At 68.5% G+C, this 13,878-nt stretch carries 16 protein-coding genes and 1 tRNA gene; 8 read left to right on the top strand and 9 right to left on the bottom strand.

Going from position 1 to position 13,878, the window contains the following annotated elements; all coding sequences use genetic code 11:
• The first annotated feature begins 86 nt into the window (after nt 1–86).
• Genes C998_RS0104850 through murU form a run of 3 tightly spaced genes read left to right on the top strand, consistent with a single transcriptional unit; the run spans nt 87 to nt 2,618 of the window.
• The gene (locus tag C998_RS0104850; protein WP_018869734.1) at nt 87–872 is read left to right on the top strand and encodes a metallophosphoesterase; all 786 of its coding nucleotides are present in this window, start codon (nt 87–89) and stop codon (nt 870–872) included.
• 7 nt (nt 873–879) lie between these two features.
• Entirely contained in the window at nt 880–1,911 is a 1,032-nt protein-coding gene (locus C998_RS0104845; RefSeq protein ID WP_018869733.1) for an aminoglycoside phosphotransferase family protein, read from the top strand.
• An 8-nt stretch (nt 1,912–1,919) separates the two neighbouring features.
• The gene (gene murU / locus C998_RS0104840; protein ID WP_019589056.1) at nt 1,920–2,618 is read left to right on the top strand and encodes an N-acetylmuramate alpha-1-phosphate uridylyltransferase MurU; all 699 of its coding nucleotides are present in this window, start codon (nt 1,920–1,922) and stop codon (nt 2,616–2,618) included.
• Here murU and C998_RS0104835 read toward each other — a convergent pair.
• Genes C998_RS0104835 through C998_RS0104825 form a run of 3 tightly spaced genes read right to left on the bottom strand, consistent with a single transcriptional unit; the run spans nt 2,603 to nt 4,605 of the window.
• The gene (locus C998_RS0104835) at nt 2,603–3,079 is read right to left on the bottom strand and encodes a DsrE family protein (protein WP_018869731.1); all 477 of its coding nucleotides are present in this window, start codon (nt 3,077–3,079) and stop codon (nt 2,603–2,605) included. The genes murU and C998_RS0104835 overlap by 16 nt on opposite strands.
• Nucleotides 3,080–3,098: 19 nt before the next feature.
• Nucleotides 3,099–4,022: a hypothetical protein gene (locus C998_RS0104830; RefSeq protein ID WP_018869730.1), complete on the bottom strand. Its 924-nt coding sequence runs from the start codon at nt 4,020–4,022 to the stop codon at nt 3,099–3,101.
• Nucleotides 4,015–4,605: an RNA polymerase sigma factor gene (locus tag C998_RS0104825; RefSeq protein WP_018869729.1), complete on the bottom strand. Its 591-nt coding sequence runs from the start codon at nt 4,603–4,605 to the stop codon at nt 4,015–4,017. The genes C998_RS0104830 and C998_RS0104825 overlap by 8 nt, the downstream gene beginning before the upstream one ends.
• A 147-nt stretch (nt 4,606–4,752) precedes the next feature.
• Between C998_RS0104825 and C998_RS0104820 the strand changes: the two genes are divergently transcribed.
• The 3 genes from C998_RS0104820 to C998_RS0104810 are packed head-to-tail and all read left to right on the top strand — an operon-like array spanning nt 4,753 to nt 7,711.
• On the top strand, nt 4,753–5,211 hold the full coding sequence (locus tag C998_RS0104820) for a hypothetical protein (RefSeq protein ID WP_018869728.1): 459 nt from the start codon (nt 4,753–4,755) through the stop codon (nt 5,209–5,211).
• A 3-nt stretch (nt 5,212–5,214) separates the two neighbouring features.
• Nucleotides 5,215–6,651 (top strand): hypothetical protein, encoded by a 1,437-nt coding sequence (locus tag C998_RS0104815; RefSeq protein WP_018869727.1) that lies wholly within the window; start codon nt 5,215–5,217, stop codon nt 6,649–6,651.
• 16 nt (nt 6,652–6,667) lie between these two features.
• On the top strand, nt 6,668–7,711 hold the full coding sequence (locus C998_RS0104810) for a M14 family metallopeptidase (protein ID WP_018869726.1): 1,044 nt from the start codon (nt 6,668–6,670) through the stop codon (nt 7,709–7,711).
• Between the two features lie 15 nt (nt 7,712–7,726).
• Here C998_RS0104810 and C998_RS0104805 read toward each other — a convergent pair whose 3' ends face one another.
• From C998_RS0104805 to C998_RS0104785, 5 genes are all read right to left on the bottom strand, one after another.
• A complete protein-coding gene (locus C998_RS0104805; RefSeq protein ID WP_024328285.1) occupies nt 7,727–7,936 on the bottom strand; it encodes a hypothetical protein in 210 nt (69 codons plus the stop codon).
• A 163-nt stretch (nt 7,937–8,099) separates the two neighbouring features.
• The gene (yjjJ, locus tag C998_RS14040) at nt 8,100–9,494 is read right to left on the bottom strand and encodes a type II toxin-antitoxin system HipA family toxin YjjJ (RefSeq protein ID WP_018869724.1); all 1,395 of its coding nucleotides are present in this window, start codon (nt 9,492–9,494) and stop codon (nt 8,100–8,102) included.
• Between the two features lie 314 nt (nt 9,495–9,808).
• A tRNA-Met gene (locus C998_RS0104795) sits at nt 9,809–9,885 on the bottom strand.
• Between the two features lie 65 nt (nt 9,886–9,950).
• On the bottom strand, nt 9,951–10,256 hold the full coding sequence (locus tag C998_RS0104790) for a ferredoxin (RefSeq protein WP_018869723.1): 306 nt from the start codon (nt 10,254–10,256) through the stop codon (nt 9,951–9,953).
• Nucleotides 10,257–10,304: 48 nt separating this feature from the next.
• Nucleotides 10,305–11,042 carry a YdiY family protein gene (locus tag C998_RS0104785; protein ID WP_018869722.1) on the bottom strand — a complete coding sequence of 246 codons (738 nt, stop codon included), beginning with the start codon at nt 11,040–11,042 and terminating at the stop codon, nt 10,305–10,307.
• 103 nt (nt 11,043–11,145) lie between these two features.
• Here C998_RS0104785 and C998_RS0104780 point away from each other — a divergent pair, with 103 nt between their 5' ends.
• Together C998_RS0104780 and coq7 are read left to right on the top strand one after the other, a co-directional pair.
• On the top strand, nt 11,146–12,333 hold the full coding sequence (locus C998_RS0104780; RefSeq protein WP_081617411.1) for a (Fe-S)-binding protein: 1,188 nt from the start codon (nt 11,146–11,148) through the stop codon (nt 12,331–12,333).
• A 27-nt stretch (nt 12,334–12,360) separates the two neighbouring features.
• Nucleotides 12,361–13,002, top strand: a complete 642-nt coding sequence (gene coq7, locus C998_RS0104775) for a 2-polyprenyl-3-methyl-6-methoxy-1,4-benzoquinone monooxygenase (protein WP_018869720.1) — start codon at nt 12,361–12,363, stop codon at nt 13,000–13,002.
• A gap of 36 nt (nt 13,003–13,038) precedes the next feature.
• On the opposite strand, the gene speD is transcribed toward coq7, so the two are convergent.
• On the bottom strand, nt 13,039–13,848 hold the full coding sequence (speD, locus tag C998_RS0104770; protein WP_018869719.1) for an adenosylmethionine decarboxylase: 810 nt from the start codon (nt 13,846–13,848) through the stop codon (nt 13,039–13,041).
• Nucleotides 13,849–13,878: the final 30 nt, after the last annotated feature.

The following is a 13,878-nucleotide window of genomic DNA, read 5'->3' as shown; positions in this document are numbered from 1 at the left end:
AGCCACGGGCCCGCCACAACGGGTAAACCTGCACTAGAACACATGTGCCGGACTCAGTACAGACCGCCAGACCACAGGGATCGAACATGCACGAACCGCTGCGCCTGATCCAGGTAACCGACAGTCACCTGGGGACCGAACCGGGCCCGGTGCGCGCGGGCTACCCGGACAGCGACCTCGCATTGCGCCACGTCCTGGAAACCGCGCGAGCGCGGGAAGGCCTGCCCGACCGCCTGCTGCTGACCGGCGACCTCGCCGAGAACCCGTCGCCGGAGACCTATGGCCGCCTGAAGGCACTGCTGGACGAAACGGGACCCTGGCCCACCAGCGCGCTGGCCGGCAATCACGACGACGCACGCGAACTGGCGGTGACCCTGGAGTCGGCCGGCCATGCGGTCCATCGCAGCGAACGCCTGGGCAGCTGGCAGCTGATCGCCCTGGACTCCTCGCAGTCCGGAGGGCCGGCCGGCCATCTGTCCGACGCCGAACTGCAACGCCTCGAGGGGGCCCTCACCGCGCACCCGGAACGCCCGGCCCTGATCGCCGTACATCATCCGGTGGTACCGGTGGGCAGCCCGTGGATGGACGGCATGGGCCTGACCAATGCCGACGCGCTGTTCGCCGTGCTCGACCACCATCCGCAGGTGCGGGCCTGCGTGTTCGGCCACGCGCACCAGGTGGTCGACACCTTTCATGGCGACGTACGCCTGCTCGGCTGCCCCGCCACCTGCGTGCAGTTCCGCCCCGGGGCCACGGAATATCAGCTCGACGATGACCCGGACACCGGGCGCCCGGGTTACCGCGTGCTCGAACTCTATCCCGACGGCCGCCTGGACACGCGGGTCGAGCGGCTGCCTGCGCCGCCCGCGTGAGGGCCGCATGAGCGCATCTTCGGTGCCGGAGGATACCCGCGCCACCGCCCTGCAGGCCTGGCTGGAGCAGCGACCCGGGTACTTCGAGGGGCTGCAACTGCTGCGCGCGGATGCCAGCTTCCGCCGCTATTTCCGCGCGCGACGCGACGGTGAGCCGGTGGTCATCATGGATGCCCCGCCGGAACGCGAACCGGTGGTCCCGTTCCTGCGCATCGCCCGTCTGCTGGAGGCCCTCGGCCAGCGTCCGCCACGCATCCATGACGAGGACCCGGACGCGGGTTTCCTGGTGCTGGAGGACCTCGGCGACCGCACGTTCACCCGGGCACTGGCCGAGGGCGAGGACGAGAAGGCCCTGTATCAGCGGGCCATCGACCGGCTGGCCGACCTGCACCGGGCCTGGCCACAGCGGCCTGCGGAGGCCACACCCGCGCTGGCCGCCTACGACACCCCGCGCCTGCTGGACGAGGCGCGCCTGTTCATCGACTGGTATGTCCCGGAACAACAGGGCCATCCACCGGCGGAGGCCGCCCGCGGCGCCTGGGAAACGGCCTGGACGCAGACCCTGGACGCCCTGCCGTACCTGGAGCCCACGCTGGTGCTGCGCGACTTTCACGTGGACAACCTGATGATCCCGCCGGAAGGTACGGGCTGCGCGCTGCTGGACTTCCAGGACGCGGTGCTCGGGAGCCCGGCCTACGACGTGGTATCGCTGCTGGAGGATGCGCGACGCGACGTTTCACCCGCAGTCGCGCGGGAGGCCCTCGCGCGCTACCTGCAGGCCACCGGGTGGCCCGATGAGGCCTTTCGCGTGCATTACCGGGTGCTCGGGGTCCAGCGCGCGATCAAGATCCTCGGCATCTTCACCCGGCTGCACCGGCGTGACGGCAAGCCCGACTACCGCCGCCACGAACCGCGCCTGCAGACGCTGGTGCGGCGCGGACTGGCGCACCCGGACCTGCAGCCCGTGGCGCAGTGGTTTCGGCGGCATCTCCCCGGCGATCCCGCGACTCCCGGACCCGCGCCGGAGGCACGCGCGTGAAACGGGCCATGATCCTCGCCGCCGGGCGCGGCGAACGCATGCGCCCGCTGACCGACGAACGCCCCAAGCCCCTGCTGGAGGCCGGCGGCAAACCCCTGATCGTCTGGACCCTGGAACGCCTGGCCCGCGCGGGGTTTGGCGAGGTCATCATCAACACCGCCCACCTGGGTGAGCAGATCCCCCGGCGGCTGGGCGACGGCTCGGCCTTCGGGCTGAAGATCCGCTATTCGCCGGAACCCGCCGGCGCCCTGGAAACCGCCGGCGGCATCCGCCAGGCCCTGCCCCTGCTGGGCCCCGAAGCCTTCCTGGTGATCAACGGCGACATCTGGTGCGACCACCCGCTCGTACCCCCCTCGCGGCTGCCGGGGGCCATCGAAGAACACGATGCCCCACTGGCCCATCTGGTGCTGGTGGACAACCCGCCGCAGCATCCGGACGGGGACTTCGCCCTGGGCGCCGACGGCCGCGTCACCACCGACACCGGCCCGGAACGCCTGACCTTCAGTGGCATCGGCTGGTATCACCCGGCCCTGTTCGCGTCGCTGGAGCCGGGCCGCCGCCCGCTGGGGCCGGTGCTGCGCGAGGCGATCGCGCAGGGGCGGGTGAGCGGCGAACACTACCTCGGCGACTGGCGGGACATCGGCACGCCGCAGCGCCTGGCGGCGCTGGATCGCGATCTCGCGACCACGGATCAGGGCTTGATGTAGGTAAACCCCTTGCGCTGCAGGCGATACAGCTCGGTGATCCCGCTGGTCACCATCTCGTCGCGGATCACGTCGTGGAGGTCGGCGCGCTCCAGGCCACGGGCCTCCATGGATCGCCGGCTGACCAGAAACTCGAAGCCCTGCAGCCGCAGGGTGTCGATGCGAATGGCGGTGGCGGTGTCCATGGAGGCCGATTCCAGCAGGCGCACCCCCTCGCCATGCAGCACGATGCGGACGTCGGCCGGCCCGTGGCCCGGGGCGCCCAGGTGCTCCTTCAGATAGCGCAGGACGTTGGAGAAATGCGCCCGGTCGCCGGAATCCAGGTGGTAGACGATCCGGGTGACGGAGGGGCCGGCGTCGGGTGCCGCGCCATCCGCCCCCGCGACCGCGACCGGCTGCAGGGCCGCGAGCAGCAGGCACAGACCGGCCCACCGGAGCAGCGGAAGCGTCCGAGAGGAGGGCACTCGACGCTCCCGCCCCGGATCAGACCTTGATGTAGATCCAGCCTTCCGCCTGACGACGGGCAGCTTCGGCCACACCCGAATCAATGCGCTCGGCCTGCGGCAGGATATCGATGTCCTGTCGCCCCTCTTCCCGCGCCAGGCGGCCGAGGGTCTCGTTGCAGGCCGTAAACCGCAGACCGGGGTGTTCCCGGCTCATGCTGTCCACCCGCTCCGGGAACGGGGCCCGGTCCGCGCGCAGCATGTTGATGGCCTTGTTGTGCACCACGACCTGGACATTCAGCTGCCGGCCATCGCGCGCGGCCTCATTGAACATCGCCTCGATGTCGTCCAGCAGCTCCTCCATCGCGACCCGGTCGGCGTCATTGACATGCAGAAGGATCTGATCGGTCTCGCTGGCTGCATGGACCGGCTGCGGTGCGGCGGCTCCGCCCGCGGATTCGGCTTCCGCCATCTCCGTGAACAGGGCACTGACGGTGTCGTCGAGCTCGGGCACCCCCTGGCCTTCGGACGCCGTCGCATGAGCTGCGGAACCGGACCCGGCCCCGTCCACGAACCAGCCGGCGTCCCGGGTCACTTCGTAACCGGCCACCGAGCCCAGCACCAGCGCCACGACACCGGCGGCCACCGATGAGAACCAGCCGGTACGCCGGGGACCGCCCCTCGGCGAGCGGAGCAATCCCGCACCACCGGAGCGGCCGCCGGCACCGCCGTGGTCATCCGCGCCGCCACGGTGATCCCGGGCCGGCGGTTCCACGCCCTCGTACGCCATCGCCACCAGCTCCTTGAGCTGGTGCATGTCACAGACCTCACGGCTCAGGTGCTCGCTGGAGGCGATCGCCTGCAGGGTCTGCAGCCGGTCCTCCGGAGAGAATTCGCCATCGACGAAGGCGTTGAGAATCTCTTCGCTCGGACGGTCCTGCGCCTTGAGTCGGTCTTCAGCCATTCTGGCTCCTTACTACCCTGAGTTGCGGCCCCTCTTCAGCGGGTTCCGCGGCGGATTCCGTCGCCGCTGTGTCCTGCGGGGCCTGCTGCTGTTCCAGCAGCTGCTTTTTCAGTTGTGCCCGGGCGCGGCTGAGGCGGCTCATCACGGTGCCGATCGGGACGTCCAGCACTTCGGAGACCTCGGCATAGGCAAAGCCCTCCAGATCGACCAGCGACACCACCTGCCGGTGATCGCTGCTGAGCCGGGCCATCGCCTGGTGCACGTCCGCCACCCGGCGGTTGCGCTCGGTCTGCTGCTCCGGGCAGTCCTCGCAGGCCAGCTCCATGTTGTCGACGTCCACCGTGTCCTTCTGCCGCCGTCCCCAGTCGCGGTAGCAGTTGGTCATGATGCGGAACACCCAGGACTTCAGGGCATTCTCGTCCTGCAACGACTTCAGCCGGGTGAGGGCCTTCATCATGGCCTCCTGCACCAGATCGTCGGCCAGCGCGGCGTCGTGACACCAGGCATAGGCCATGCGGTACATCTGCGGCCGCAGGTCGCAAACCTGCTGGCGCAGCCGCCTTTGCGCGAACCAGGTCGCCATTGTTCTGTCTCCTCACATCCTGCAGGCCGTCTGTGCGGCCCTGCTTGTTCTTGTACCCTGTAGGACGCGGTCCCCGGGGACGCTATTCCCGGTTCCGGACCGGGTTGCCGCGCGCACGCGACACACTTCTCTGGCCAAGGATACGCAATGCCCTTCGATCCGCAACAGCTCGAGGCCTCGTTCGCCTTTGACCCGGACACCACAACGGACCTGCGCGAGCGCTGGGCGCAACTGATGACCGACGCGGTGTGGGCCGACCTCAAGACCGGCACCATCGGCGCGGTGCCACGCCTGCGCAAGCGCCTGCTGGAGCTGGGCGAAAACCTGCGCTCCCTGCTGTCCGATCGCGCCTGGATCCCGCACGAACGCGAACGGGTAAAAGGGGCGATGGCCGCCAGCCTCAACCTGCGCGACAGCCTCAACCAGACCGACCGCGCAGCCAAACTGCTCAACGGCGGCGAGGACTTCGAGCGCTTCGAGGCCGACTACCTGGCTTTCCGCAAGGCGCTGCTGGCGTTCATCGAACACCACGAGCAGCTCTGGGGCGACCTCCTCGAGTCGCTTTACGAAGACGCCCCGGACGACGCGGACACGGACGAGGACTGATCCATGGGCGAGGAGATCGGCTCGGAGTACTTCACCCCGGAGGACCGTGAACGGTTCCGCCGGGCCCTGGCCCACGAGACCGATCTGCTGCTGACCTGGCTGGACAGCCACCGGGATACTCCGCGGGGTCCGACCACCCTGGGCTTCGAAATCGAGGCCTGGCTGTGCGACGCCGAGGGCCGGGCGCTGGCGGAGAACGATGCCTTCCTGGAGGCGATGGACAGCCCGCTGGTGTCGCGCGAGCTGGCCCGCTTCAACGTGGAACTGAACACCAGCGTGTTCACCGCGGGCCCGGGCTGCTTCACCGCGATCCTGCAGGAGCTGCGGGACACCGTGAAACGGGCGGATCGCGCGGCCGCGCGCTTCAATGGCGGGATCCTGATGGCCGGCAGCCTCGCCACCCTGCCCCCGGAGGAGCTGGGCCAGCACCGCATGTCACCCCAGGCGCGCTTTCGCGCGCTGAACGAGGCGGTACTGGAGAACCGGGCGCGGCGGCCGCTGCACGTCGACATCCGCGGCCGCGAACACCTGCTGCACGACCACGACGACGTGATGCTGGAGGCCCTCGCCACGTCGTTCCAGGTGCATATCGGCTGCGCACCGGGTGAGGCACATCGCAGCCTGAACGCGGCCATGGTCGCCAGCGCCCCGGTACTCGCGGCGGCCGGCAACTCGCCCTATCTGTTCGGGCACGAGCTGTGGGAAGAGAGCCGCATCCCGCTGTTCGAGCAAGCGGTGGAAAGCGGCGGCTTCGCCGACTCGGCCCGGGGGCCGATCCGCCGGGTCACCTTCGGCAGCGGTTATCTGCACCAGTCGGTGGGTGAGCTCTTCCGCGAGAACCGGGACCATTTTCCGGTGATGTTGCCGGTCGACCTGCAGCATCCGCCGGAGGATCTGGCCCATCTCGCGCTGCACAACGGCACCATCTGGCGCTGGAACCGGCCGATCGTCGGCACCGACGCCGGGGGCCGGCATCACCTGCGCGTGGAGTTTCGCTGCCTGCCCGCCGGCCCGTCGCTGATCGACATGCTGGCCAACGCCGCCTTCGCGCTGGGGTTGATCGAATGGCTGCGCGATGCCCCCGGGGACGGCACCGCCCACACCCCGTTCGCCGAAGCCCGCGACAACTTCTATCATGCCGCCCGCGAAGGCCTGCACGCGCGACTGCGCTGGGGCCACGCGGACCCGCTCCCGGCCCCGCGCCTGATCCGGCACCAGCTGCTGCCGCGGGCCGCCGAGGGCCTGGAGAACCTGGAGATCGACCCCGGCGAGCGCGACGCGCTGCTGGGCATCATCGCCGCGCGCGTGGACAGCGGCCAGACCGGAAGCGTCTGGCAGCGCCGCTGGGTCGCGCGACACGGACGCGACTGGGCGGGACTCGTGCGCGCCTATCGCGGCTGGCAGAACACCGGCGCCCCGGTACATACCTGGGGCCTGTAACCCGAGATACCGAATCATGCCGCAAGACCGACCCGCGATCCGCGAATATTTCGAGCTGCCCGACGGTTTTCTCGACGCCACGCCACGCACCCTGAGCGAGGTCGTGCCGGAACCGGCCCTGATCCACCTCGGCGGGCGCCGCGAGCCCGCGGTGGCCGTGGTGCTCCTGCTGCACGGCAACGAACCGGTCGGCCTGCATGCCATCCAGCAGCTGCTGCGCCACTACACCCATCGCGAGCTGCCGCGCGCGCTGACCCTGGTAATCGGCAACCCGCAGGCCGCCGCGCTGGACCAGCGCCACCTCGACCAGCAGCCCGACTTCAACCGGATCTGGCCGGGCACCGAACAGCCGGGATCACCCGAGGCGGAGAGCTTCGCCGCACTGGTGGCCCGGCTGCGCGAGCGGGGGCTGTTCGCGGCCATCGACCTGCACAACAACACCGGACGCAACCCGCATTACGCCTGCATCAACCGCCTCGACCCGGCGTTCATGCAGCTGGCCGCCCTGTTCGGACGTACGGTGGTCTATTTCACCCGCCCGCGCGGCGTCGCCTCCATGGCCCTGGCCGAGCTGGCGCCCTCGGTCACCCTGGAATGCGGGCACCCGGACGATGCCGCCGGGGTACAGCACGCCTTCGAGATGGTGGATGCGGTGCTGCACCTCAGCGCCTTCCCCGACCATCCGCCGGAGCGCGACGCGATCGACATCTACCACACCGTGGCGCGGGTGCGGTTGCGTCCGGGGATGCGGGCGAGCACCGGAACGGATGCGGACGTCCGCCTGGAACCCGACCTGGACCGGCTCAACTTCCAGATGCTGCCGGCCGGGTCCTGCCTGGTGCGGCGCCAGCCGGAGGTGGACGACCCGCTGGTGGTCACCGCGGAGGACGGCGCGGAGGTCACCGGGACCTATCTGGAGACCCGCGGGGAGGAGATCCGCCTGCGGCGCGACGCGATGCCGTCCATGCTGACCCTCGACAGCCGGGTCATCACCCAGGACTGCCTGTGCTACCTGATGGAACCCATGGACATGGGGACACTCACCGGAAACGTCGGCTGAGGCGGGAAACGGGGATCAGGCGTCGCGCTCGATGCGCTCGACGATCTGAGCGGGGCGGTCACCCTTGCGGTAGTTCGACAGATCGGCGGTGGTCTCGGCAAAGGCCTTTTCGCGGGCCTCTTCGGTCTCGTACCAGCGACAGGCCTCCCAGTCGGGACCCAGCAGATGCGGCATGCGGAAGGTCGCGTCCTCGGGCATGCGAATGCGAATACCGTAACGTTTCATGGTTCGGGCCTGCGCGGGTAGTGGAAACAGCGCGCCAAGTGTAGCCATCCCCCGGAATCGCGGCAATACGCGCCAACGGAGACCGAAGGTACGACCCGGCCAGAGCGTGAATACTTGTCCCGGCATCCGCCCCGTACAGCCTGACGGGCAACCGGACGGGCAATCAGGGCGCGACGAGGGCCAGGCGTCTTTGCAGCTCAGTGGCGTTTTCGGACGCGATCCTGCGAAACGTGGAGCTGATGCGGGTATCCTCCGCCACGGTTTGCCAGTACCCGATAGCAGCGCGACAGGCGGCCCCCCAGACGCCATGTTCGCGGGGCAATGGCATGGCGGGATCAAACGTCATTCGGGGAAGCTCGCCACCCGGGAGCGGCGCGTACGCCATCGGCAGCATGTCGTACACCGGGCACAGGACGAGGCGTCCCTGAGCCGGGCGAAAGGCGAGGTTGCCCGGATGCATGTCGCTATTGGCGATCAGTCGACCGAACCAGGTGATGTGACGGATGGCTGCAACCGCCTCCGGCGTCAGCAGACGCTTGTCGGCGAGCCCCGGGGCAAGGGTGTCCCATGCCGATGGCGCATGGCCGAGCAAGGCCGCGTTCACGGTCTCCAGCGTCACCACCGGGCTGCGGCCGAACAGGCCATGGCGATCGAAGCGTTCGACTTCCAGGAACGTGCGGCCCTGATGCTGGAGGATTCGGCTGGGCGGGCCCTGCACGCCGGGGAGTGCCGCGATCGCCTCCAGCGCCAGATGTTCCGCCACCAGCAGATCCGACCAGCGCTGCACGGTCACGGAATCATCCGCACCGGAGAATTTCACGATGACATGCGGGCTACAGCTGTCCTGCAATTCCCGGAGAGCGGTGAATTTCGGGAACTCACCCGCGGCGCTGGAGCCCGCGAGGCCCAGCGAGATGGCCTCCTCCGCCGCCTTCACATACATCCGTTCGATATCGTCCGCCCCGAGGACTGCGGGCGGATCCAGGCGAGCCTTTTGCCACTCATGGAACGCGGCGTCCCCGACGATCAGATTACCCGGGAGGTCCGACCCCACACGACTCAGAACCCACAGGATATCGTCGTCACTCCAGGTATCCGGGCTGGACGAGACCCCCAGGGCATCCTGGAAGCGATGCGCCAGCTGGCGCCCGAGATAGCCCTGAGGGCGCATGTCATACAAAGGGTATGGCAACCCGTCCCACCAACCATCGCGGGTATGGTCGCTCTCCTCCAGAGGCCAGTCCGAGCCACCGAAATCGGCATGGCAGCCCTGCGGCTGAACGGGCGAGAGCTCCGTGAGTTCGTGCGGCCGGCCGGATTCATCAATCGTACGGATGGCGAGGGGCGCGAAATCACCTCGCAGCGCTCGGCGCAGGGCGTAGCGAGTGCGCCGGGCCCGCCCGGCCGCAAGCACGGGCTCGGCCGTCTCCTGCAGCAGGCGGTGCAGGGTGGGGACCGACAACCCCAGTTCGCGGGCAAGATCGCCCGCACGCGCCGGCGCGAACCTGGCAAGCGTCAGGCCGAGCTGCTGGTGCGCTGCTTCCCGCTTGCTCCTCATCGGAATCCGCCTAAATGAAAGGATTTTTGAGAAGATCTTAACCGATTAAGGTTCTGATTAATATGGCTGCAAAACCCACCCGGACATGGACTGAAACAATCGCGGCGCCAGGGCGCGGAGCCGCTCCTGGCCAGAGAGGGAGTTCGAAGGGGTTGCCCGGGAGCGACCGCGCGCAATGGCCTGGCAGCGGTTCGGAGCGATGGGAAATGTCAGCCAAACATGCCCGGGCACCAAATGAGTACGGCGTGGGCACAACTGGGCACGGTGGGTGCCCAAACGAAAAAGGGCTGCCGAAGCAGCCCCTTGAATCTGGTTGGTGGCTACGCCCTGATTCGAACAGGGGACCCCATCATTATGAGTGATGTGCTCTAACCAGCTGAGCTACGTAGCCACGCGGGTTGCGAATTCTCCCGGGCCGGGATGGTGAAGTCAAGGCCCCGCCGGGTATCCGCCGTGTCAGATCTGCAGGCGTTCGACGATCCGTCCGTTCGCCAGGTGTTCTTCCAGGATCTCGTCGATGTCGCGCTCGTCCTGGTAGGTGTACCAGACGCCTTCGGGATACACCACCGCCACCGGGCCTTCGTTGCAGCGGTCCAGGCAGCCGGCGGTGTTCACCCGTACCTGCCCTTTGCCGTGGATGCCCATCTCCTTGGCCCGGTTCTTGGCATACGAGCGCATCTCGGTCGCCCCGTGATCCTCGCAGCAGTTGCCGTCTTCCCGGCAATTGGTACAGAAGAAGATATGCCGCTGGTAGTAGCCCATGCGATGCTCCCGGATCAAATCGGTTTCATCATACTGTGTCCGGCCGGTTCAGCGAAAACGCCAGACCAGGCTGACCTCACTGATGGTGTCGGTGTTTTTCTTGCCGGGCTCGACATCGGTGTTGTGCTTGACGGTGAAGCTGGTCCGCAAAGCCATGCGGTCGGTCATGTCGGCGGTCAGGGCGAGGATGTTCTCGACCTCGGTGTTGTCCCGACCGCTGATGATCAGCAGCTCGTCGGTCAGACGCGCACTCTCGCTGATGTCCCAGCGCAGGTTGCCCCCGATCCGGCCGACCGCGTCGGTGTCGGACTCCCCGGATTCGGCCAGGCGTGCCTGGCGGGCGCCGACGCCGATCTCGCCATCCAGTCGCAGGCGCTCGCGATCCACCAGACGCCGGCCGTAACCTAGGGTCTGCGAGGCCTGATAGTCGTAGCTGCTGAAACGGTCGCGTTCGTACCGCAGCGCGCCGAACACGTAATCGTGTTCCGCCAGACGCCGGTCAAGCTGGTACCCCGCGATATAACGCTGCCCCGTGGTCTCGCGGTCTTCCTCGGTGAACAGCGCGTCGCCCCGCAGCCGGTTGCGCCACAACTCGGCGGTATGCTGGGCGCGGATCCGACCGCTGGCGGTGGCCGACTCGGTATTCCCGGTCGTCAGCGAGGCCCCGGCCTCCAGCGTGGTTTCCCATCCCTCCGCATCCCAGGCCTGAGCCTGCGAGACTGGTATGCTGACAAGCATGACGGAAGACAACAGTACGGCGGCAGAACGCGGTACACGCGACAACATGGGACCCTCCGGGTCAGCAGACGGGCCCGGGACCCTAGCAAAGCCGCTGGGGGGCTCCGACCAACCCTCGAAGTACACGGGGCTTTCGGCGGTGGATCAGTGCGTGCACTGCGGTCTGTGCCTGCCCCACTGCCCCACCTACGGGCTGCACCGGCAGGAAGGCGACTCCCCGCGAGGTCGCCTGACCCTGATGCAGGGCCTGGCCCGCGGCGAGCTCGATCCGCAGTCCCCCCGCCTGCGCAGCCATCTGGAAGGCTGTCTCGGCTGCCGCTCCTGCGAGGCCGTGTGCCCGGCCGGAGTCCCCTTCGGTGCCCTGATGGACCGCACCCGCGAAATCCTCCTTCAGGAATCGGAAACGCCGGCGAGCGCCCCGCTGCCCATGCCGCGCATGCTGCACGACCGCCTGCTGGGATCGCCCCGGCTGCGGCGACTCGCCGGCCTCGGGGCCCGGGCCGCCGCACGCCTGCCGCGCGCCGGGCTCCCGGGACTGGACGCCACCGTGCGCCGGGCCCTGGAACATGCGCGCCCCAGCCTCGCCCCGCCTCCCCGGCTGCGCGCCGACGGCCCGCCCGACGCGGTCGACGTGCTGCTGTTCACCGGCTGCATGGACGCCTTCTTCACCGGGCCCGACCTGGAAGCGGCCCTGACCGTCCTGCATGCGCTGGGTCTGAAGGTGGGCATCCCCCCCTCCCGGACCTGCTGCGGCGCCCTGGACCGACACGCCGGACGACCCGCGGCGGCCACGGAACTCGAGCGGCACAATCGCGAAGCCTTTGGTGCGGCCGAGGATGGCCCGCCGGTGATCGTCCTCGACAGCGGCTGCGAGGCGACCCTGCGCGAGGCCGCTGACAGCTTCCCCGGGACCCGCGCGACCAGCCTCACGCGTTTCGTCGCCCGACACCTGGCGGAACACGGCCCGCCCCGTGACGGCTGGCGCGAAGACCCGGTGCGCGTCGCCCTGCACCGCCCCTGCACCCAGCGCAACGTCACCCGCGAAGGCGAGATCCTGCCGACGCTGCTGCGCGGCCTGCCCGGCGTGACCCTCACCGGGACCCCGTCCCTCCCCAACTGCTGTGGCGCGGGTGGCACCGCGATGCTCGCCTGGCCGGAACAGGCCGATGCCCTGGGGCAGCAGACCCTGCAGGCCCTGGGCACCGAGGCTCCTGACTGCATCGTCTCCGGCAACGTGGGTTGCCGGGTGCATCTGCGCGCCCTGCAGCCGCAATCGCCTGAAGACCCGCCGCTGCTCTCCCCGGCCCGTTTCCTTGCGGGGCGCCTCGCGGTAACCTGAGACAAGGCCCATACCCGAGCGCCCGCCATGCGCCGACTCTCCCCGCTGGATCATCTGATCACCCAGGCCGACGCCCTCGTCAAGGTCGTCTCCGGGCATGCCCGCTCCACCGGTCGCCCGTCGCCCGGCGGCGACGAACCCGGTCCGATGCTGGACGACCATGACCGTCAGGAGACCGGGCGGCTGATGCGGGTCAACCATGCCGGCGAGGTGGCCGCCCAGGGGCTGTATCAGGGGCAGATGCTCACCGCCCGCACCCCGGCGATCCGCGCGCAGCTGGACCAGGCGGCACGCGAGGAAGGCGACCACCTGCACTGGTGCGCACGGCGGGTCCACGAGATGGGCATGCACACCAGCCTGCTGACGCCCTTCTGGTACGTCAGCTCGCTGGGCGTGGGTGCGCTGGCCGGGCTGGCCGGGGACCGTTACAGCCTGGGCTTTGTCGACGAGACCGAGCGCCAGGTGGAGCAGCACCTGGACCGCCACCTGGATCGCCTGCCGCCGTCCGACACTGTGTCGGCGCGCATCCTCGAGCAGATGAAGCAGGAAGAGGTGGAACACGGGGCAAAGGCCATGGCGATGGGGGGCCGGACCCTGCCGTGGCCGGTGCGCAGCGTGCTGATGCCGCTGACCTCGAAGATCATGACGCACACCGCCTACCGGATCTGAGCCCGGTTTCCCCGGGCCGGGCATCCCCGCGGCGCGTCAGCTCCCGCGGCTCATGTTCTTGCCGTAGAAGATCTCCATCATCTCGTGCTTGAGCAGTTTGGCGATGCGCTTGGCTTCCTTCGCCGAGTAGTCGTCCTTGCCCAGCCCGAACAGGTAGTTGTCGAGGTCGAAATCCTTCAGCACCATCTTGGTGTGGAACAGGTACTCCTGGTACACGTTCACGTCCACCATCTGGTACTTGTCCTTGGTGTCGCGCGACAGGAAGTCCTGGATGGAGTTGATCTTGTGATCGATGAAATGCTTCTTGCCACGCACGTCCCGGGTGAACCCCCGCACCCGGTAGTCCATGATCACGATGTCCGATTCGAAGCTGTGGATCAGGTAGTTTAGCGCACGCAGCGGTGAAATGCGCCCGCAGGTGGACACGTCGATATCCGCGCGGAAGGTCGCAATCCCGCCCTCCGGATGCGCCTCCGGATAGGTGTGCACGGTGATGTGGCTCTTGTCGAGGTGACCGACCACGGTCTCCGGCAGCGGGCCCGGGCCCTCGGTGTAGCCGATCTGCTCGGTCGCCACCGGCTCCTCGGAGATCAGCATGGTCACCGACGCGCCCTGCGGATCGTAGTCCTGGCGCGAGATGTCGAGGATGTTGGCACCGATCAGGTGCGCCACGTCCGTCAGGATCTGCGTCAGACGCTGGGCGTTGTAGGCCTCGTCGATGTAGGCGATGTACTCGTCGCGATGACGATCGCCCGACGCATAGCAGATGTCATAGATATTGAAGCTCAGGCTCTTGGTCAGGTTGTTGAAGCCGTGGAGCTTGATCTGCTTCTTGTGACGCGACATGGCGTACCCTCTTGCCCGGGCCGTAAGGAG

Origin of the sequence: Thioalkalivibrio sp. ALgr3 (assembly GCF_000377325.1) — a bacterium.
Classification (GTDB): Bacteria; Pseudomonadota; Gammaproteobacteria; order Ectothiorhodospirales; family Ectothiorhodospiraceae; genus Thioalkalivibrio.
This window is presented reverse-complemented; position numbering and strand designations above follow the sequence as displayed.

Coding starts and splice junctions, on each gene's coding strand:
- C998_RS0104850 (WP_018869734.1), top strand. CDS start 87: ATGCACGAACCGCTGCGCCTGATCCAGGTAACCGACAGTCACCTGGGG.
- C998_RS0104845 (WP_018869733.1), top strand. CDS start 880: ATGAGCGCATCTTCGGTGCCGGAGGATACCCGCGCCACCGCCCTGCAG.
- murU (WP_019589056.1), top strand. CDS start 1,920: ATGATCCTCGCCGCCGGGCGCGGCGAACGCATGCGCCCGCTGACCGAC.
- C998_RS0104830 (WP_018869730.1), bottom strand. CDS start 4,022: ATGGCTGAAGACCGACTCAAGGCGCAGGACCGTCCGAGCGAAGAGATT.
- C998_RS0104825 (WP_018869729.1), bottom strand. CDS start 4,605: ATGGCGACCTGGTTCGCGCAAAGGCGGCTGCGCCAGCAGGTTTGCGAC.
- C998_RS0104820 (WP_018869728.1), top strand. CDS start 4,753: ATGCCCTTCGATCCGCAACAGCTCGAGGCCTCGTTCGCCTTTGACCCG.
- C998_RS0104815 (WP_018869727.1), top strand. CDS start 5,215: ATGGGCGAGGAGATCGGCTCGGAGTACTTCACCCCGGAGGACCGTGAA.
- C998_RS0104810 (WP_018869726.1), top strand. CDS start 6,668: ATGCCGCAAGACCGACCCGCGATCCGCGAATATTTCGAGCTGCCCGAC.
- C998_RS0104805 (WP_024328285.1), bottom strand. CDS start 7,936: ATGAAACGTTACGGTATTCGCATTCGCATGCCCGAGGACGCGACCTTC.
- yjjJ (WP_018869724.1), bottom strand. CDS start 9,494: ATGAGGAGCAAGCGGGAAGCAGCGCACCAGCAGCTCGGCCTGACGCTT.
- C998_RS0104790 (WP_018869723.1), bottom strand. CDS start 10,256: ATGGGCTACTACCAGCGGCATATCTTCTTCTGTACCAATTGCCGGGAA.
- C998_RS0104785 (WP_018869722.1), bottom strand. CDS start 11,042: ATGTTGTCGCGTGTACCGCGTTCTGCCGCCGTACTGTTGTCTTCCGTC.
- coq7 (WP_018869720.1), top strand. CDS start 12,361: ATGCGCCGACTCTCCCCGCTGGATCATCTGATCACCCAGGCCGACGCC.
- speD (WP_018869719.1), bottom strand. CDS start 13,848: ATGTCGCGTCACAAGAAGCAGATCAAGCTCCACGGCTTCAACAACCTG.